The 18150-nt window shown below is 33.7% G+C and carries 20 protein-coding genes; 6 read left to right on the top strand and 14 right to left on the bottom strand.

Translation table 11 applies throughout. The features are described 5' to 3' along the window. Window position 1: 1 nt before the first annotated feature. Entirely contained in the window at window positions 2-793 is a 792-nt protein-coding gene (locus IPM51_06695; GenBank protein MBK9283995.1) for a hypothetical protein, read from the bottom strand. Continuing rightward, window positions 790-1194, bottom strand: coding sequence for a hypothetical protein (locus tag IPM51_06690; protein ID MBK9283994.1), 405 nt, complete (start codon window positions 1192-1194; stop codon window positions 790-792). The genes IPM51_06695 and IPM51_06690 overlap by 4 nt, the downstream gene beginning before the upstream one ends. A gap of 114 nt (window positions 1195-1308) precedes the next feature. On the opposite strand from IPM51_06690, the gene IPM51_06685 reads away from it, so the two are divergent. After that, on the top strand, window positions 1309-1740 hold the full coding sequence (locus tag IPM51_06685) for a hypothetical protein (protein ID MBK9283993.1): 432 nt from the start codon (window positions 1309-1311) through the stop codon (window positions 1738-1740). A 350-nt stretch (window positions 1741-2090) separates the two neighbouring features. On the opposite strand, the gene IPM51_06680 is transcribed toward IPM51_06685, so the two are convergent. The 8 genes from IPM51_06680 to IPM51_06645 all read right to left on the bottom strand — a co-directional run bounded on the left by IPM51_06680 (window position 2091) and on the right by IPM51_06645 (window position 9666). Further along, window positions 2091-2819: a hypothetical protein gene (locus IPM51_06680; GenBank protein MBK9283992.1), complete on the bottom strand. Its 729-nt coding sequence runs from the start codon at window positions 2817-2819 to the stop codon at window positions 2091-2093. Window positions 2820-2940: 121 nt separating this feature from the next. Next, window positions 2941-3303: a CoA-binding protein gene (locus tag IPM51_06675; protein ID MBK9283991.1), complete on the bottom strand. Its 363-nt coding sequence runs from the start codon at window positions 3301-3303 to the stop codon at window positions 2941-2943. 1 nt (window position 3304) lies between these two features. Next, window positions 3305-4561: an MFS transporter gene (locus IPM51_06670; protein MBK9283990.1), complete on the bottom strand. Its 1257-nt coding sequence runs from the start codon at window positions 4559-4561 to the stop codon at window positions 3305-3307. Between the two features lie 3 nt (window positions 4562-4564). Continuing rightward, entirely contained in the window at window positions 4565-6193 is a 1629-nt protein-coding gene (locus tag IPM51_06665; GenBank protein ID MBK9283989.1) for a S8 family peptidase, read from the bottom strand. A gap of 7 nt (window positions 6194-6200) precedes the next feature. Next, the gene (locus IPM51_06660) at window positions 6201-7841 is read right to left on the bottom strand and encodes a S8 family serine peptidase (GenBank protein ID MBK9283988.1); all 1641 of its coding nucleotides are present in this window, start codon (window positions 7839-7841) and stop codon (window positions 6201-6203) included. Then, window positions 7834-8484 carry a hypothetical protein gene (locus IPM51_06655; GenBank protein MBK9283987.1) on the bottom strand — a complete coding sequence of 217 codons (651 nt, stop codon included), beginning with the start codon at window positions 8482-8484 and terminating at the stop codon, window positions 7834-7836. Before IPM51_06655 ends, IPM51_06660 begins: the two co-directional genes overlap by 8 nt. 103 nt (window positions 8485-8587) lie before the next feature. Then, on the bottom strand, window positions 8588-9370 hold the full coding sequence (locus IPM51_06650; GenBank protein MBK9283986.1) for an SPOR domain-containing protein: 783 nt from the start codon (window positions 9368-9370) through the stop codon (window positions 8588-8590). Window positions 9371-9384: 14 nt separating this feature from the next. After that, complete coding sequence (locus tag IPM51_06645) at window positions 9385-9666, bottom strand: hypothetical protein (GenBank protein MBK9283985.1); 282 nt, start codon at window positions 9664-9666, stop codon at window positions 9385-9387. 179 nt (window positions 9667-9845) lie between these two features. Here IPM51_06645 and IPM51_06640 point away from each other — a divergent pair, with 179 nt between their 5' ends. The 3 genes from IPM51_06640 to IPM51_06630 all read left to right on the top strand — a co-directional run bounded on the left by IPM51_06640 (window position 9846) and on the right by IPM51_06630 (window position 11437). Beyond that, complete coding sequence (locus IPM51_06640; GenBank protein ID MBK9283984.1) at window positions 9846-10076, top strand: DUF3820 family protein; 231 nt, start codon at window positions 9846-9848, stop codon at window positions 10074-10076. Window positions 10077-10292: 216 nt separating this feature from the next. Next, window positions 10293-10547: a hypothetical protein gene (locus IPM51_06635; GenBank protein ID MBK9283983.1), complete on the top strand. Its 255-nt coding sequence runs from the start codon at window positions 10293-10295 to the stop codon at window positions 10545-10547. Window positions 10548-10606: 59 nt separating this feature from the next. Continuing rightward, a complete protein-coding gene (locus tag IPM51_06630; GenBank protein MBK9283982.1) occupies window positions 10607-11437 on the top strand; it encodes a universal stress protein in 831 nt (276 codons plus the stop codon). Window positions 11438-11486: 49 nt separating this feature from the next. On the opposite strand, the gene IPM51_06625 is transcribed toward IPM51_06630, so the two are convergent. From IPM51_06625 to sucD, 4 genes are all read right to left on the bottom strand, one after another. Continuing rightward, on the bottom strand, window positions 11487-12161 hold the full coding sequence (locus IPM51_06625; protein ID MBK9283981.1) for a hypothetical protein: 675 nt from the start codon (window positions 12159-12161) through the stop codon (window positions 11487-11489). Between the two features lie 12 nt (window positions 12162-12173). Then, on the bottom strand, window positions 12174-14582 hold the full coding sequence (locus IPM51_06620) for a transketolase (GenBank protein ID MBK9283980.1): 2409 nt from the start codon (window positions 14580-14582) through the stop codon (window positions 12174-12176). Window positions 14583-14828: 246 nt separating this feature from the next. Next, complete coding sequence (locus IPM51_06615) at window positions 14829-15533, bottom strand: SpoIIE family protein phosphatase (protein ID MBK9283979.1); 705 nt, start codon at window positions 15531-15533, stop codon at window positions 14829-14831. A 217-nt stretch (window positions 15534-15750) separates the two neighbouring features. Next, entirely contained in the window at window positions 15751-16641 is an 891-nt protein-coding gene (gene sucD, locus IPM51_06610) for a succinate--CoA ligase subunit alpha (protein MBK9283978.1), read from the bottom strand. A gap of 153 nt (window positions 16642-16794) precedes the next feature. On the opposite strand from sucD, the gene rnhA reads away from it, so the two are divergent. Beyond that, on the top strand, window positions 16795-17274 hold the full coding sequence (rnhA, locus tag IPM51_06605) for a ribonuclease HI (protein ID MBK9283977.1): 480 nt from the start codon (window positions 16795-16797) through the stop codon (window positions 17272-17274). 66 nt (window positions 17275-17340) lie between these two features. Then, window positions 17341-18147, top strand: coding sequence for a mechanosensitive ion channel (locus tag IPM51_06600; GenBank protein ID MBK9283976.1), 807 nt, complete (start codon window positions 17341-17343; stop codon window positions 18145-18147). Window positions 18148-18150 lie beyond the last annotated feature (3 nt).

Raw genomic sequence — 18150 nt, 5'->3', positions numbered from 1 at the left:
ATTAAAAAATGATATTATAATGGTATCCTTCATCTTTATTAATCACTAATTCTCCATCTAATTGCTCAACTAACATAGGAATAAGATGTGCGCCTAAATTGTTATTATGTGACTTTGGAAAAACTTTTACAATTTTAGAACTATGGTCACTAATATTAATATAATTTTTACCATTAAGCTTTTTTGCTGAAATGTGAATGCTTCCGGCGTTTTCAGGAAAAGCGTATTTTAAAGAATTGGTAATCACTTCGTTTATAATTAAACCCAGAGGTAAAATTTGTTCAGAGTCAAGAAAGAAATCAGAAGGAATATCATATACAAATTCAATTTTACTATCTGCCTTTTTAAAAGATGCATATAAATTAAAACACAATTTATTTAAATAATCATTAACCGAAATTTTTTTAAAATTAAAAGAAGACAATAGTAATTCATGAACTAAGGCGATTGAATTGATTCTGTTTTTGCAGTCCAATACCAGTGCATTAAATTCAGGGTTGTTAATTTTTTCACTTTGCAGATTCAGTAAACTTGAAATTATCTGTAAATTATTTTTAACTCTATGATGAATTTCTTTTAATATTTGATCTTTTTCTTTTAGTGAAATTACCGAGTGTTCTAATTCTTCACCCAGCATATTTACTCCAACTTTAATAGCATTTAATACATCAATATCACTAGTGCCTTTTATTTTTTGAGAAAAATCTAAGCGTGCAAAATGCATAACTACTTCTAAAATTTCATTAGAAAGTGTGTGTTCAGCGGCTATTTTTGAATTTATTTTTGTACTCAATGTAAATAGCTTTGCAACCATGCAACGGCAGAAGATTCGTTTTCAAATAACTTTGCCGGTATATTTGGTTTGTTAAGACCCATAAAAAAATTGCCGATAACTCTACTTATAGGAGATTTAACTATAATGGCCATGGAATTGATTACTGATTGACGATTTTTAGTTGAAAAGTGGCTTCTAGCTTCACGGGTAATGTATTTTACCTTGTTGGAATCGATTAAAATTGGGTATTGCTTGTTTTGGTAGAAAGTTTCAACCATTCGTGTATTTTGCTGTGCAGCCTTTAAATCTACCTCTGCATTGGCTTTCGCTACCGTCCTACAAATACCATCATCTCCCATCCAGGTATAAAAATGGTCTGATTCAAGTGCTGATTTGGGAATATTTATTAAATATAACAAGCTAAACAAAAATAAATTAAAAGTTCTTTTGATTTCCTATACCATAACAGAATGTGTAAATTTAGTGATGATTGGTTAGAGTTCATATTAAAATTCCTTATCTTTGCTATAACCATGAGAAAAATAAAGCAAAACATATTAATTCTTTTTGTGATTTTGGCAGTCTTTGCCTGTAAAAAGAAAATCGATGATCCGGCACCAGCAGAAGCGGCTGAGCCAAGCAGAGAAGTAATAGAATATTGGTTATCCGTAATTCCAAGAGCTGAAAACAAAATAAATAAGGACACCTTAATTATAAAAATTAATGGTACCGAAGTAATTTCTGCTAAAGGCAGTGTGGCTGATGTTTACCCGGTTAAAAAGGTAAAAACGGGAGATCAGGTGAGTATTTATTATAATCCGGGTAAGGTTGTTACTACAAACAGCGTTACCTTAATTGATGATAATGGTTTGTTGCTAATGCTTGATTATAGTGTGAATAATAACAAAAAATTAAAGGAGTATAGTTGCCGATGTATTGCTAATGAAGTGCTAACTATTGAATAACAGCATTGTATTTATAAATATCCCTGCAATTTGTGGGGATATTTTTATTATAAATAACATACATAATTAACATTATGTTAAATAGATTAATTAAAATATAATGTACCTGTTAAGTACATTATATACTGTTTCTTATAATTTAACGCTTTTGGTAGATTTTGAATAAGCAGGACATTTCTCATGACTTTTGCATGATGCCAAACTCCCTGCTACAACTAAACTTAGTAAAACGATTGAAAGTATCTTCTTCATAATAATTAATTCCTGTAAATATACAAAAAACTCTTTTAAGTACTGATTGAACAATAAAAGCTTTTCTTATTTTAATAACAAATTTTAGTTAACAAAACCTATTTATCTGTTACAATGCCCTCTTTATATTTTAGAACTTTCTTTTTTCCGGATTTATCGTAAATGATCCAAGCTCCATCCTTAATATAATCTCCCCGTTCATTCAAAACTAAAGTACCTTCCTCTAACAATTGTCCATTCTCACTATACAATTTTTGATCGTATTTTTTAATCTTTCCGTCTTTTAGCTCTATAGAATTCTGAATTTGTCCGTTACTGTACCAACTTTTTTTAACCGTTAGGTATTTTAGTTCTTTCTCATTTTCTTCGGCATATTTTGGTAAACCATTGTTATAATACTCGTATTTTTTCTGAGGAAGTCCGTTGTAATACGTTATTTGTCTTTTTTGTTTACCATTTTCATAAAATACATCAATGTTACATCTTAAAGGGTCGGGATTGATCACTGTACGCTCACACTGGCCGTTTTCATAAAAGTTTTTAAAAATAACTGCTTTGCCATCGCGATAATATCCTCTGTGTAGAAGCTTGCCGTTCACGTAATAATCTTCATTCCATCCTTGCATATTATATCCGGCCTTGTTGTAATTTATTGAGTCGCCTCCAATAGATTCGAGCAATTTATCGTAAATACTTATACCTTCAATGCTATCTAATACTTCATTCTGATGATACCTTTTTATTTGAGGTACCTGATCGGCAAATCGCTGAGCATAAAAAGACCCGGCAAATAAAATAAATGAAGTTATATGTACTATTCTGTTCATGAAGTATCCTATATCAAAATTATAGTATTTTTCTAAAAAAATAAATATTTTTACCTAAACTTATTGAGATCAACTTGTTTAATAACATTTATTAATAATACCTAATCTTTAAAGTGTTACTTTAATAATTGCCAATTCCAAGCATAACTAAAGTACAGGCCTCAATACACTCTATACCTTCAGCTGTAGCCAATTGAAAAAAATCCGGATTTTCAGTGCCCGGATTAAAAACCAAGCGATTTGGTTTTAATTGTAAAACATAAGGTATCCATTCGGTTTGATTCTTAGGTCCTACATATAATGTTACCGTATCTATGTCCGCTATTTGTTTTTTATCTGTAATAAATTTAACCCCATTTAACTCTCCTTCTTGAATTCCGGCGGCTAAAACTTCATGTCCGTGATTTTGCAAACTTAACAATGCTTTATAACTATATCTTTCCGGATTGGTTGATGCGCCGATTATTAATGTTTTTTTGCTCATATTATTCAGTATAATTTAAATCCTTAGCAAATGTTTCATCCAATTTGTAACAAGCAATAAAAGCAAGTACAAATACAATACTTCCAATAATGATTGATGAATTGATGTATCCCACACTGTTTTTTAACGAGGCATGAGAAATTGCCATTAAAGTTACGGATCCTCTAACAAAATTTGGTGCAGTTGTAGTAACTGTTGCTCTGATGTTAGTGCCAAATAATTCGGAGGCACTGCTCATGAATACGGCCCAATATCCTGTTCCGAATCCAACACAAAATATTAAGGTATAAAACACCACAATTGAAATATGAGCGAACAGATAATAGAGTATGGAGAATAACAAGGTGAATGCTATAAAGTAGAATAATACATTTTTTCGGGATTTAATTTTTTGGCTTAAAGTACCGCTAACAACATCTCCAATCGTAATACCTATATAGGCTATCATGATAGATACCCTTGCCTCTTTCGGACCATTTTCTAATCCTAAAGCCTTGCTCATTTCCGGCGCAAATTGCACTAGAAAAAACATAACAAACCAAACCGGAATGGCAATTAAAATTATATTTAAGTACTTCAATAATAGTTTTGGATGAGAAAAAAGGTAAAAGAAATTTCCTTTTTTAATTGTTTGATCGTTTTTAACATGACTGAACATTCCACTTTCAAAAACTCCAATTCTTAAAAACAATAAAAGCAATCCCATAGCTCCTCCTATATAATAACTCATTCTCCAATTATTAATCGCTATTGTGGTAAATCCGGCAACTACAGCACCGAATAATCCAACAGAGGCTACTACAGTTGTGCCTATACCCCTATCCTCTTTTTTCATGGTTTCACTAACCAATGTAATTCCTGCTCCTAATTCGCCCGCAAGACCAAAGCCACTTACGAAGCGAAGTATGGCATACCAAAAAGTATCTTGTATCATTCCATTAGCAATGTTAGCTAACGAATAAACAAGAATGCTGCCAAATAAAACGGATAATCTACCTTTTTTATCTCCAAGTACTCCCCAAAAAATTCCACCAACCAACATCCCAATCATTTGATAACTCAATAAGCTCGATCCTATAGAAGCAACTAATGCATCTCTTTCGGTCTTATCCGGATAGTTAGTTATTAATAAGTCATGTAAACTTGATATTCTTTCCATTCCAAACAATACCAAATCGTAAATATCAACGAAATAGCCTAAGGCAGCAACCAGTACAATTTTATTTATAACAGATTTTGGTGCGGACGAAGAATTCATGTATTAGTTCTTGATTATTTTTTTGGTTTCAGAATAATTAAGTGATTTTACATGAATAAAGTAAAAACCATTACCCAAATCTGTAAGATCCAAATTGAAATTGTACGAGTCCGATTGAGATGTAAACACTTCTTGTCCTATTGCATTGTAAATGGATATTTTAAAAGTTTGGTTTTTCAAAGCATCTACAAAAATTGAAATACTATTGGTGAATGGATTTGGATAGACTTTTAATTTTTGGGTTTGCTCATTTGATTTATTTTTATTTAATCCTACCGGAATGGCGCACATAGTCGGTATGCCCCAACCTACTTCGTTATCCGGATTCATGTGATGAGAAGAAGATTTTTTAAGCGTATCAATTACTTTGATGTTATTAAAATTTTTATGGGCTTGCCAAAAGCAGGCTAAAGCACCGGCCACTGCCGGAGTTGCGTATGATGTTCCATTTCCGGCTTCACAAGCACCATTGGATTGCCAACTTACCCAAGTAGCGACTCCTCTTGCACTGAAATCAGGTTTTCTTCGGCCATCCGCTGTTGGTCCTTTAGAGCTGAAGCTAGCATGTAAAACCAAACTGTCAACAGCCCCAACAGTACAAATGCTATCTGCGTCGGCTGGTACACTTATAAAATTCCACGGGTTATTTCCTTCATTGCCGGCAGCATTTAAAACTAACATTCCTTTCCTTGCCGCCATTGTGGCCGCAATGCTCATTGGCGCGGTTTTGCCATTTAAGGTAGCATAGGTATGATTTTGAGAAGAAATATCAAATTCTGTATAACCTAAAGATGTTGTTAAGATATCGGCGCCAACGCTATCTGCAAATTCAGCACCTCTAATCCAATTATATTCTTCAATTATTTTTTCCGTTGGAGCATCTTCTGTTCTTAATAACCAATAATCGGCTTGTGGCGCTGTTCCTACAATTAAGCTAGGAACAACGGCTGCCATTATTGAAAGTACAGCTGCACCATGAAAATGATCTTCATAAACCGAATTACCTCCTGAAACAAAATCACGTGTGCCTAGTATTCCTCCACGCGCACGTAAACTATCAAATACCGGATTAATATCCACACCGGAGAAACCTGCATCTAATACCGCAATCACAATCCCTTGCCCCTTTTTTCCTTGTTCATGAATACAATCTAGCCCTAATTGTTTATTTTGCCAATACGATCTGCCGTAATAATGGGTTGCTGCATTTGATTTACTTTGATAATTTAATGGAGTAGCTGAATTTGAAACTTCCGGAAAATTCACTTTGTATTTTGTTACCGGCGTTGTGCTCGATACAAAAGAAAAATTATTGATGCTCGTTAAAACAGCGGCGCTCGTTGCGCTGATCACTACCCCATTCAGCCATTTAGATGCGTAAATCACATTGGCACCCGGCACTGAAGCAATTTGACTGATGAATGAAGGATTAACCGGCAAATCACTTTCATGAACATTGATGCTATAATCAACTCTTCGCTGAATGGAGCGGGCGGTTAAGAAAACACTAGGGTTTGAAATAGAATAAGGTGTTCCGTTTTTTGTATTGAATCTTACCCAATATTTTGTTTGAGCAGAAAGTTCAATTAAAATTAAATTGCAAATAAAAGTAAGAAGTAGAATTTTTTTCATAATAAAACTAATTTTTAATCACTTTTTTAATGGTGTGATAATTCCCCGATTGAACTTTAATAAAATAAACGCCTGGAGAAAAGTTGTTCAAGTTTAAATCTAGTCGCTTGGTCTTTTCATTTATTGTAAGTTCTTGTATAGTTTGTCCAATCAAATTTGTAATTGAGATTTTTTTTGCGCCTTCAGCAAGTAAATCTATGGTAATTTCGGACGAAAACGGATTTGGAAAAATTCTGAAATCGCTTTTCGTTTTTAGCTCATCAGCATTGGTTACGATTGGAGGAATTAAACACATTTGAGGTCTTCCCCACCCCCTTGAATTATTTGGTGTTAAACTAAAGGTTGCCGTATTTCGTAAAGTATCTAACACTTTTATACAATTGTAAGTTTTATGTGCTTGCCAAAAACAAGCTACTGCTCCTGCTAAAATCGGACAAGCGAAAGAAGTTCCGTTACTATATCCGCAACTTCCATTCACAAAACTTACCCAGGCTTTTGAGCCTCGGGCTACTAAATCCGGTTTTATTCTTCCATCCGCAGTTGGACCCAATGAACTAAATCCGGCCACATTAGATAAACTATCAATTGCTCCAACTGAACAAATACTATCTGCATCTGCAGGTATTCCGATTTTTGGCCATGGGCCACCGTTTCCGTTCCCTGCTGAATTTAACACAAACATGCCTTTACGGGCAGCCATGGTGGAAGCGATACTCATATGTGCTGTTTTTCCGTCTAAGTCGGCAAAGCTGTGATTTTGAGAAGGTATATCAAAAGTGGTATAACCTAAAGATGTAGTTAAAATATCAGCTCCTACACTATCCGCAAATTCAGCTCCTCTAATCCAGTTATATTCTTCAACAATTTTTTCAGTTGGCGCGTCTTCAGTTCTTAACAACCAATAATTAGCCATAGGCGCTGTACCGCATATGGTTCCCGGCTTTATGGCTGCCATACAAGATAATACCATGGCTCCGTGGTTATCATCTTCATAAACACTATTGCCTCCTGTTACAAAATCACGGGTTCCTAATATTCCATTTCTGTTTCTTAAACTATCAAATACCGGATTAATATCCACATTTTTAAATCCGGCATCTAATACGGCTATCGTTATGCCTTGTCCGCGATAACCTTGACTATGTAAACATTCTACGCCTAATTGTTTGGCTTGCCACCAGGCACCACCGTAAAATGGTGAAGGTGTTGAAACTGCTTCAGTACCTTTGCCGATATAACTTTGAGGTTCATCGGGAACCGTTATGTTATTCAGTTTATATTTGGATACCGGTGCGGTAGAATTTACAAAAGAAAAACTATTGATAGTTGAAAGTACATTGGTGTTAGTAATGGCCACAACAGCACCATTAATCCATTTCGAAACATAAACTAAAGTAACATTAGGTACCGCACTTAATTGAGAAACATAAGCCGGTGTTACAGGCAAATCTGTACTATCTAAACTAATGGCATAGGTAATTCGTCTTAGGTAAGATTGTCCGCTTAGGTATGCCGTAGGATTGTTTAAAGTGTATGGGGTGCCATTTTTGTTTTTAAATTTTACCCAGTATTTAGTTTGAGCGTTGCTTACACCGCCAGCAAAGGTTAAGAGAAAAGATATTCCGCTAATTAATAATAATTTATTCATGCCCATAAGAGATAATTTTTTGTTTATAAAGTATACCATTTTCAATTCTGTTTTCTACCGGTATTCCGGGTAGCACCTTGTTGGAATAAAGTTCGGTGATTTCCCGGTAAACCAAACCAATATCTTTGGCGTATTTTTCAGTGTAAACTTTCCATGAAATTAATGTTCGCTGATCAAATTGTTTTACCTGAAGAACTTTATCCAAACTAACATTATTAATAATTTCGGCCTTATCTACATAATCATAGATATAATCCCAATCTCCTAAATTATTTTGCACATTTCCTTTCCAGCTGAATTTTTCTTGTATGGGAAAAACGAGTTTGGTATATCGTATATCTCTTTCCGAAATTTGTATAGATTTTTTATCTGCATTAATCATCCACACTTCTTTAATCGTCCAGGGAATACTGTCGTATGATTTATTTGGATTAAATACTTTAATATATCTTTCTAATCGAAAAGCAGGTTTTCCTTCATTATCAATAAATTCATCTGCTATTTTTTCTTTGATCCGATATTTATAAATAACGGTATCAACAGGTAAATCAGTATACACAATGCTATCTACATCATAAATTACAAATTTACCGAATGTGGTAGGGTAATATTCTAATCCTAATAAACCAGATTTGTCCTCCACCTTTTTTTTATGGCAGGATAACAACAAAATTGAAAATAATATGACAATGATACGGTGAAGCAACAAGCTAAGATACAAAATTCATTTAGAAATTGGAGCTGATTTAAAGCCTTTTTCCGTCTTTGTAGGCGGCAATAAAACTTTCAATTCCTTTTTGCAGCAGAGCGCTTCTTTTAGCCAATGCTTCTTCTTTAGTTGAGAATGAGCCTAATTGTACTTTATATAACCCGTTTTCTTGAATAATGCTTACAGAACCAGCATTGCTGAATCGGGATTTACCGGGGTCTGTGCCAAAGGCACCTAATTGCAATCGGTAAGTAATTCCCTGACCGTTTTCCTTTTTTATTTCGGGATTATTGGTAACCGTATTGCTATTTACCACAGGATTTGTTTTTACATCGGGATTTTCATTTGTTGATATTGGATCAGATGCGTTTTCATTCAAAGTAAGGGAAGCCAATGAAGTGGTTGCTCCATCTTGAATATTGATTGTTAAAGGCTCGGCTTCGGTATCTTTTTTAGCACCATCAACCAAATAAAAAAACTTTTGATTTAATACAATTTCGCCTTTTTTATTTCCGGTATTCAATTTAAAGGAAAAAATAAACTCTTTTTCTCCGGGTATATTAACCCAAACTATTTTTATTCTTTGTTCTTCAAACGTAAAACTTCCCTGCAAGCTATTTCCTTCTCCGGCTTTTATTCCGGCCGGTACATCCATTTGGTATTTGGCAAATCCTTCAATGTCAGATTTTGTGATTTTAACTTCAACATTCAATTCATCAGATGGACCTATAACATTGGGAAGATTCGTATTTATTTGTATTTGTGAAAAAACTGAACTAGAAATAAATGACAGAAAAAAAATGCAAATAGTACTTTTCATAATTAATTCAGGTTTTAATTTAAACTAAGTTCAGGTAAGCAAACAGGGGCTGAATTGAAAAAAGCAAGCTCATGAATTTCCACTTTTACTTCTTTAATAATTGGGAATGTACTTAAAATGTCCATTACTTCAGTCTGATTTTTAGCTTGAATATACACATATAGGTTTTTACGTTCGATATCCAAAGAGTAACTCAAAATTACATGATCTTCCAATAACTCATTAACCAGGCTCCTTTGAGCAGCAATTAAATGATGAAAACGCACCGTAAAAAAATCGGGTAATCTGATATGTATTAAAAAGACGTCTTTCATTTGTAATAAATGACAATACACACAAATATAATGCATTTTTTAACATCTTATGAACGTAATTTAACTTAAACGAAGGATTAATTATATGTTATATAGCTTAAATGGTCGAAAAAACTTAAATATCCATTGCAAAGCAGACTAAGAATGGTTAAGTTTAATCAATGGAAGTTACCAAAAAATTACTCGTTGAAATGGTTATCACCAAAATGCCATTCGGGCAATTTGAAGATACTTTAATTTGCAATCTCCCATTGAATTATTTGGAAGGTTTAAATTCTATCGGATTTCCAAACGGAAAGTTGGGTATATTATTACAAGCAGTGTACGACATGAAAATGGAAGGAACAGAATATATTTTAGAGCCTTTTAAGGTTAAATCGAAAATTAATTAGTTGTTAAATTCTTAATGATAAAAGCAAGATTTTATAACGTTTTAAAATCTTTTCAAAATTATTTTTCAAATCATTTTTTAAGTTTCATTGTATTTTTCTAAATAAGAATTTCAATTTTTTATTTGGAATATAATGGGAGAAAGCAGACCCTTCTCCTTTTATTAAAATAAATTAAAAAATATAAGTTTTATGCATAACTTGCTGTAAATTTCAAATATGGAATACAATGTAAATTCATTTTGTGTGTTTTTTATGGTTGAATCTCCAAACGGTGTTGAGCCTTTGGGTGCATTTAAATATACGAGCATGCCCGAACTGCCAATAAAAGGACAGGAATTCAGAATAGTAAAAAATCAAAAGTCTAATAGTTTTAAAATTGCCGAGTTTTTGGGCCAGGCCTATTCTTTGGAAGCAAACAATTCATGTATGCAATCGTTTACTTATTTGGTCACTTTAATTCATGAGAATTGATTATAATCATTTTTATAGAGGAGATATAATTTTACATTTATTTAATTAATATATAGGATATGAAAACCATACTCGTGCCGACAGACTTTTCAAACAATGCCAATAATGCGTTGGTATTTGCTAATTCGATTGCCAAAAAACTAAATGCAAAGATAATTCTGCTGTATATATATGAGCCTACGATCAGCAAATCGAATCCTATAAGCGGATTAATTGCTGAAGAAATTGTTAGTGCCAAAAATAATGCTGAAAAGAAAATCAAAGCCCTGGCTTCAAAATATATTACGGTGAATTATAAAAGTATCATTGAAGTGCACGATCCGGTTGAAACCATATTATTAGCTTCTTCTAAATTGAAAGTTGATTTGATTGTAATGGGTACACACGGCGCCACGGGATTAAAGAAAGTTATATTTGGTTCAAACACATCAAATGTAATTGCGAAAGCTAAAGTGCCTGTTTTGGCCATTCCACAAGGGTATAAATCATTGAAGATTGATAAAATTATTTGCACCTCTGACTTATGGAATATCGATAAAGAGTTAAAAGCCATTAGCCCGATTGCTAAAGCATTAGGAACCGTTATTGAAGTTATTTATTTGGATTTTGGATGGGAAAAAGAATTAAAACCTGCTCAGCATTTTAACGCAGCCATAAAAAAACTCAGAAATAAAAAAATATATTTAACCAGAATAAAGTCGTCGGTTGAAGACAGAATGGTTGATGTTATCCAAAGATCAGTAAATAAAAGCAAGAATGCCCTATTTACTATGTTCCCGGAGAAATTAAATTTTATTGAAAGAATTTTTATTGGTAGTAAAACTGAGCAAATTGCCAAGGGATTAAAAATGCCACTTTTATCAATCCGAAAAGAGAACCTTAAAAAATAAAAGTTAAATTAATTATCGTTTTACTGTAAAGGAATTAATGCTTCTTTGATTACCACTCATCGTTCTTTTCAGGAACTTCTTCCTTCATAAAAGCCTTAATATCATCAACAATTATTTGTCCGGCTTTTAAAGATTCATTTTTAATGAGTTTCCAAGTACGGTCATTTATTTTCATGGATCCACATTCAGGTACAATGGCATAAATATCTCCTCCCGACATGCCGGGTTTTGTGGCCACATGTTTAATATTTTTTACGGTATATCTGTATTTGCCTTCTTTAGCTTCTATTGATATATCCAATATTATCTTTCCATCACATTCCGATTCCGGATTTAAAACTTTTTGTTTGAAAATAAAAGTAGCTGAACAAGTGACTGATTTCCCTGAATTGGATCCGTTCGATTTTACAAATTTTTTGCTCGGTACCGGAGCCACATACCAGGCTTGTGCCCTTTTAATAATTTCAGCTGCCGGAGCCGGCATATCCGGAGGAAGTGTATCAGGTTCGGGCTCTACGGGAATTTCTTCAACGTATTTTTTCTTCTTTTTATTTTTAGGATCTTCTACCACCGGCTCTGGTTTAGCTTTAGGGGTAGAATATTTAGCGCGGTCAACTTGAACATTAACAATATCTCTGAACATTTTTTTTGGGTCTTCTTCTTCTTGCGCAGTGATGAGATTTGGAAGAACAAGCAAAGAAAATATAGCTAAGTATTTTATCATTTTATTCAAAGATTAATAGATTGTTGGATATTTATTTGGATTTGTTTCACGCATTAAATCATAGATAATTTCAAATACATCATCTGCATTTGGTTTGCTAAAATAATCTCCATCGCTTCCGTAAGCCGGACGATGCTCTTTAGCGGTAATTGTTATTGGTTTGGAATCTAAATAACGATAAGCTTCTTGCACTTCAAGTATTTGTTGTAATATAAATGCGCTGGCTCCACCCGGTACATCTTCATCCAATACCACCAATCGATTGGTTTTTTGAACAGATTTTACGATGCTCTTTTGAATATCAAATGGCAATAAGGTTTGAATATCTATCAATTCAACCTGTATGTTATAATCGGATAAGGTTTGTATGGCTTCTTGAGCAATTCTTAAGGTGCTTCCATAACTTACCAGAGTAACATCATTACCCGAACTTAAAATTTCAGGAACCCCCAATTTAAATTTATACTCGCCAAAATTAGATGGTTGTTTTTCCTTTAAACGGTAACCATTTAATGGTTCAATAATTAAAGCCGGTTCATCGGACTCTAACAAAGTATTATAAAACCCAGAAGCTACTGTCATATTACGCGGCACGCAAATATTAATACCACGGCAAGCGTGAATAATCATTCCCATTGGCGATCCACTGTGCCAAACACCTTCTAAGCGATGCCCTCTGGTACGAGTAAGCACAGGTGCTTTTTGTTTACCTTTTGTTCTCCATTGTACAGTTGCTAAATCATCACTCATTAGTTGCAAAGCGTACAATAAATAATCCAAATATTGAATTTCTGCTATTGGCCTTAATCCCCGCATGGCCAAACCAATGGCCTGTCCCATAATAGTAGCTTCACGAATTCCGGTATCAAATACGCGCTCTTCTCCGTATTTTAATTGTAATCCCTCTAAACCCTGATTCACTCCTCCAATTTTTCCGGAATCTTCTCCAAAGATCAGAACCTCCGGATATTTTTTCAATACGGCATCAAAATTATCTCGAATAATTTCTCTTCCATCAACCCACTTTTCGTTCTCATAAATTGCATCAACCTCATTTATATTTTTTAAACTTTGAATCGTTTCTGAGTATAAATTGGTACTGTATCTTTCGTGATTTTCCTTTTTGGCGTTATCTAACCAAAGAATAAGTTTTTTTCTGGATTCATTTTCTGCGCCAATACTTTTTCGGATAATTTTTTTAACGGCAGAATGAATATCCTTGCGAATAGGTTCTTTTATCGATTTCAGTTCGTTAATTATGCTTAACACAGCATCATCCTTAAACTCTTCGGTTATTTCTACTATAGAATTAATTTCTTGTTTGATGGGTAACAAATATTCATTCCAGGCTTCATTTTTTGCATGCCTAACACTTTCTTTGGCTTCTTCTTCAATTTTATCTAATTCTTTTTCATCGAGTAAAGCATTTTTTAAAATCCACTCTCTCATTTTTTTGATACAATCAAAATCAAGTTCCCACTGTAATCTTTCCTTGCTCTTGTATCTTTCATGCGATCCACTAGTGCTGTGACCTTGTGGCTGCGTTACTTCTTCAACATGCACCAATACAGGAATATGTTGTTCTCTGCAAATTTTTGCGGCTTTTTCATAAGTTTCACACAAGTGTGCATAATCCCATCCTTTGGTTCTGTAAATTTCATACCCTTTTCCTTCATTCTCTCTTTGAAAACCTTTTATGATTTCAGAAATACTTTCTTTGGTGGTTTGATATTTTTTTGGAACTGATATGCCATGGCCATCATCCCAAACAGAAATAAGCATTGGTACTTGTAAAACACCCGCTGCATTTAATGTTTCCCAAAATAATCCTTCAGATGTGGATGCATCACCTATGGTTCCGAAAGCTATTTCATTTCCTTTACTGCTGAACTTGGTAAATGGAGGTTGTTGTAAATTTTTATTTACTCTGTAAAAATGGGAAGCATAGGCTAAACCTAATAAACGAGGCATTTGGGAGCCTGTTGGAGAAATATCGCTGCTCGAATTTTTTTGATTTATTAATTCTTTAAATGTACCGTCATCATTTAAACTATGCGTTCCAAAATGTCCGTTCATTTGTCGTCCCGCACTCATGGGTTCGAAATGAATATCTGTATGCGCATATAAACCGGCAAACCATTGTTTTATTGAAACGGCTTGTATGGCAAACATTAAAGTTTGATCGCGGTAATAACCACTTCGGAAATCGCCATTTTGAAATACTTTACTAAGTGCAACTTGGGCCAATTCTTTTCCATCACCAAAAATTCCAAATTTGGCTTTTCCGGTTAACACTTCTTTTCTTCCCAATAAACTAGCCTGTCTACTTTCATTAATTAAGCGATAATCATTCAGCACGATTTTTTTAAAATCGTCGAAATTCAAACTGCTTGAAGCGAAAGCCTTTTTTTCATTTTCCATTTTGGCGCACTTACCTTACAAATATAAGATTTTGACTTATATGATGATAAGAATGACTTGAATATTAAGCTAAATTTTGATAAAGTTTATCCATCCGAAAATACTATACTAAATGTAGATTTATTTTCGGTTTTAATGCGCCTAATAATGTTTATAGGTTATAAATTTCAATAATATCTTTAATTGCAGTTTAATTCATGAAAAAAGCCGGTATAAAACCGGCTCACACTCTATTGCAATTTAAAATTAAATTCTAATTCCTATTACACAAACATCATCTACCTGTTCCAAATTTCCCTTCCACTCTTCAAACTTTTTATTTAGAATTTCTTTTTGCTCTTCTAATGCCAAATGACAAGTAGAAACAAGCATTTCTTGTAATTGTTTGTATTTGAATTTTTTTCCTTTTGGCCCTCCGAATTGATCAGCAAATCCGTCTGTGAAGGTATACACTGTATCCCCTTTTTTTAAGTCGATTGACTGTAAAGTGAAAGGTTTTAATTCATCATGATATTTACCAACGGGCATTTTATCCGGTTTATATTCTGTTACCTGTCCGTCTCTCACTAACCAAAGTGGATTATTAGCAGCAGCAAATTCTAATTTATTATTTGGGAAATCGTAAACACATAATACACAATCCATACCATCTTTACTTTCTTCTTCACTACCTTCCGGATTTAATGAATCAATAATCCCTTTTCTTACATTATCTAAAATCTCATTTGGATGTTTTAAGTTTTTTTCAAGAATAGACTCATTTAAACGAGAAATTCCCACCATACTCATCAAAGCACCCGGCACACCATGCCCGGTACAATCTGCAGTACAGATGTAAAACAATTCATTTTTGCTTCCGGCTGGTTTATGTGCCTGTGCATAATAAAAATCTCCACTAACAATATCTTTAGGTTTGTAGAGGATAAAGAAGTTTTTTGTTGCTGTTTCCATGATTTAAATATAGAACATTAATTGAAATCCGTCAAGTCCTAAAAAAAAAATTATTAACTATGCTACTTAATCGCTTTTTACGCTAAAAACACTTCTACATTAATAAAAGTGATGTTATTGTTAAGAATTGATGTTAACAATGAATGAGCGAAAATCTCAAGTGTTGAATAAAATTTTATAAAAAAAGCTGTCGAGAGGACAGCTTTAAGATAGATTTTTAGGCGCCGACTTTCTGTTTTTTAAGTACCTCTACCATTGTTTTACCAATATCAGCGGGGCTTTCACAAACAACAATACCGTTTTCTCTTAAAATTTCCATTTTAGCTTGGGCTGTATCTTCTGCTCCACCTACAATTGCACCTGCGTGTCCCATTGTTCTTCCTTTGGGTGCTGTTTGACCCGCAATAAAACCAACTACCGGTTTTTTATTTCCGTTTGCTTTTATCCAACGTGCTGCTTCAGCCTCATAACTTCCTCCTATTTCACCAATCATTACGATGGCTTCGGTTTCCGGGTCGTTCATCAACAACTCTACAGCATCTTTAGTAGGTGTTCCAATAATAGGATCTCCCCCTATTCCAATCGCAGTTGTAATTCCCATACCGGCTTTTACAATTTGATCCGCTGCTTCATATGTTAAAGTTCCACTCTTACTCACAATTCCGATTTTACCTTTTTTGAAAACAAACCCGGGCATAATGCCAACTTTTGCTTCACCTGCCGTAATCACTCCAGGACAATTAGGCCCAATTAATCTGCAATTTTTTGTTTTTAAATATTCCTTAGTGGAAATCATGTCTTTTACCGGAATGCCTTCAGTAATACATACAATTACTTTAATTCCCGCGTCAGCAGCTTCCATAATAGCATCAGCCGCAAATGAAGCCGGTACAAAAATAATTGAAACATCAGCTCCCGTATTTTGTACTGCATCTGCAACAGTATTGAAAACTGGTTTGTCTAAATGAGTCGTTCCACCTTTACCGGGTGTTACACCACCCACCACGTTGGTTCCATATTCTATCATCTGCGTGGCGTGAAAGGTTCCTTCTCCACCTGTAAACCCTTGAACAATTACCTTTGAATTTTTATTAACTAATACCGACATAAAATTTTTATTTGAATTACGAATATAACTACTTATTTAGATTCGTACAAAATTAAATTTACAAGTGTGGCAGAAATAAATCACTTAAAATTTATGACTTGTTATTACATAGGCACTACAGCTAATATTATTAACTAACTTTACGCCAATTAGATGGAACAGGCGATTGAATTATATACCGATGGCGCTGCTAGCGGTAATCCGGGACCCGGAGGTTATGGTATAGTGCTTATTTATGGAAAACATCGAAAAGAATTGAGCGGAGGATTTCGAAAAACCACGAATAACAGAATGGAATTGCTGGCGGTAATTTTGGGGCTGGAATCAATACAAGATAAAAAGTTAAAGGTTAAAATTTTTTCTGACAGCAAATACGTAGTAGATGCAGTGAATTTAAAGTGGGTTTTTAATTGGAAACTCAAAGGATTCGAAAAAAAAGCTAATCCTGATTTATGGCGACGTTTGTTACAGGTATATGATCCCTTAACGCATGAATTTATTTGGGTAAAAGGTCATGCAGATAACGTGGAGAATAACAGATGCGATGAATTAGCAGTTGCTGCATCAAAAACGGAGAACCTGAAAGCGGATGAATATTATGAATCATTAAATAATGGAACATTGAATTTATAAGTGCACTTAATTTTTTAAGTGTATTTAAAAAAGATAAATGATTATTTTTACCCAGTATACGAAAAAATGCACGAATTTTTAAATCATACCCTCTTTACATTTAATTCCTTACAACTTAAAATGTATTCAGTAGTTAAGTTGTTGGGTTTTATACTATGTGTTTTTATATTATTAAAAGTAATTAAGAAAAGTATTTACCGAGTTGAAAGTTTTGATGGTGCTAAAAAGTATTCGATATATACATTATTAAAATATGTGATTTTAGTAATTGCATCTATCGTTTCGTTAAGATTGATTGGTTTTGATTTATCAATACTAATGGCGGGTTCGGCAGCCTTGTTGGTTGGATTAGGACTCGGAATTCAAAACTTGTTTAGTGATTATATTTCCGGAATCATAATTTTAATAGATTCATCGGTAAAAGTGGGAGATGTAATTGAAATAAACGGAATGATATGTACAGTACAAGAAATTCAACTCCGTACTACCAAGGTTTTAACAAGGGATGATAAAAACATTATTTTACCAAATACGGATTTAACCCGGAATCAATTAATTAATTGGTCACACAGTAAATCGTTTGCGCGATTTGAAATAGCTGTTGGAGTAGATTACGGATCGGATGTTTTATTGGTGATGGAAATATTAAAAAAGGTGGCCATTAATCATCCAAAAACAAATAAGCATCCCGAACCTTTTGTTCGCTTCCAAAATTTCGGAGAATCTTCATTAGATTTTTTACTTTTCTTTTGGTCCGAAGAATTATTTAGAATTGAAAACATAAAAAGTGATATGCGCATTCAAATATTCAAAGAGTTTAAAAAGAATAATATCAGTATTCCATTTCCACAAAGAGTTATTCATTCTAAATAATTC

The organism is Sphingobacteriaceae bacterium, from assembly GCA_016715905.1.
In the GTDB taxonomy this organism is placed as follows: Bacteria; Bacteroidota; Bacteroidia; order B-17B0; family Aurantibacillaceae; genus Aurantibacillus.
This window is presented reverse-complemented; position numbering and strand designations above follow the sequence as displayed.

What these genes read in the sequence shown, in the direction of transcription:
- IPM51_06685 (MBK9283993.1), top strand. Translation starts at nt 1,309, where the DNA reads ATGAGAAAAATAAAGCAAAACATATTAATTCTTTTTGTGATTTTGGCA.
- IPM51_06680 (MBK9283992.1), bottom strand. Translation starts at nt 2,819, where the DNA reads ATGAACAGAATAGTACATATAACTTCATTTATTTTATTTGCCGGGTCT.
- IPM51_06675 (MBK9283991.1), bottom strand. Translation starts at nt 3,303, where the DNA reads ATGAGCAAAAAAACATTAATAATCGGCGCATCAACCAATCCGGAAAGA.
- IPM51_06670 (MBK9283990.1), bottom strand. Translation starts at nt 4,561, where the DNA reads ATGAATTCTTCGTCCGCACCAAAATCTGTTATAAATAAAATTGTACTG.
- IPM51_06665 (MBK9283989.1), bottom strand. Translation starts at nt 6,193, where the DNA reads ATGAAAAAAATTCTACTTCTTACTTTTATTTGCAATTTAATTTTAATT.
- IPM51_06660 (MBK9283988.1), bottom strand. Translation starts at nt 7,841, where the DNA reads ATGAATAAATTATTATTAATTAGCGGAATATCTTTTCTCTTAACCTTT.
- IPM51_06650 (MBK9283986.1), bottom strand. Translation starts at nt 9,370, where the DNA reads ATGAAAAGTACTATTTGCATTTTTTTTCTGTCATTTATTTCTAGTTCA.
- IPM51_06640 (MBK9283984.1), top strand. Translation starts at nt 9,846, where the DNA reads ATGGAAGTTACCAAAAAATTACTCGTTGAAATGGTTATCACCAAAATG.
- IPM51_06635 (MBK9283983.1), top strand. Translation starts at nt 10,293, where the DNA reads ATGGAATACAATGTAAATTCATTTTGTGTGTTTTTTATGGTTGAATCT.
- IPM51_06630 (MBK9283982.1), top strand. Translation starts at nt 10,607, where the DNA reads ATGAAAACCATACTCGTGCCGACAGACTTTTCAAACAATGCCAATAAT.
- IPM51_06625 (MBK9283981.1), bottom strand. Translation starts at nt 12,161, where the DNA reads ATGATAAAATACTTAGCTATATTTTCTTTGCTTGTTCTTCCAAATCTC.
- IPM51_06620 (MBK9283980.1), bottom strand. Translation starts at nt 14,582, where the DNA reads ATGGAAAATGAAAAAAAGGCTTTCGCTTCAAGCAGTTTGAATTTCGAC.
- IPM51_06615 (MBK9283979.1), bottom strand. Translation starts at nt 15,533, where the DNA reads ATGGAAACAGCAACAAAAAACTTCTTTATCCTCTACAAACCTAAAGAT.
- sucD (MBK9283978.1), bottom strand. Translation starts at nt 16,641, where the DNA reads ATGTCGGTATTAGTTAATAAAAATTCAAAGGTAATTGTTCAAGGGTTT.
- rnhA (MBK9283977.1), top strand. Translation starts at nt 16,795, where the DNA reads ATGGAACAGGCGATTGAATTATATACCGATGGCGCTGCTAGCGGTAAT.
- IPM51_06600 (MBK9283976.1), top strand. Translation starts at nt 17,341, where the DNA reads ATGCACGAATTTTTAAATCATACCCTCTTTACATTTAATTCCTTACAA.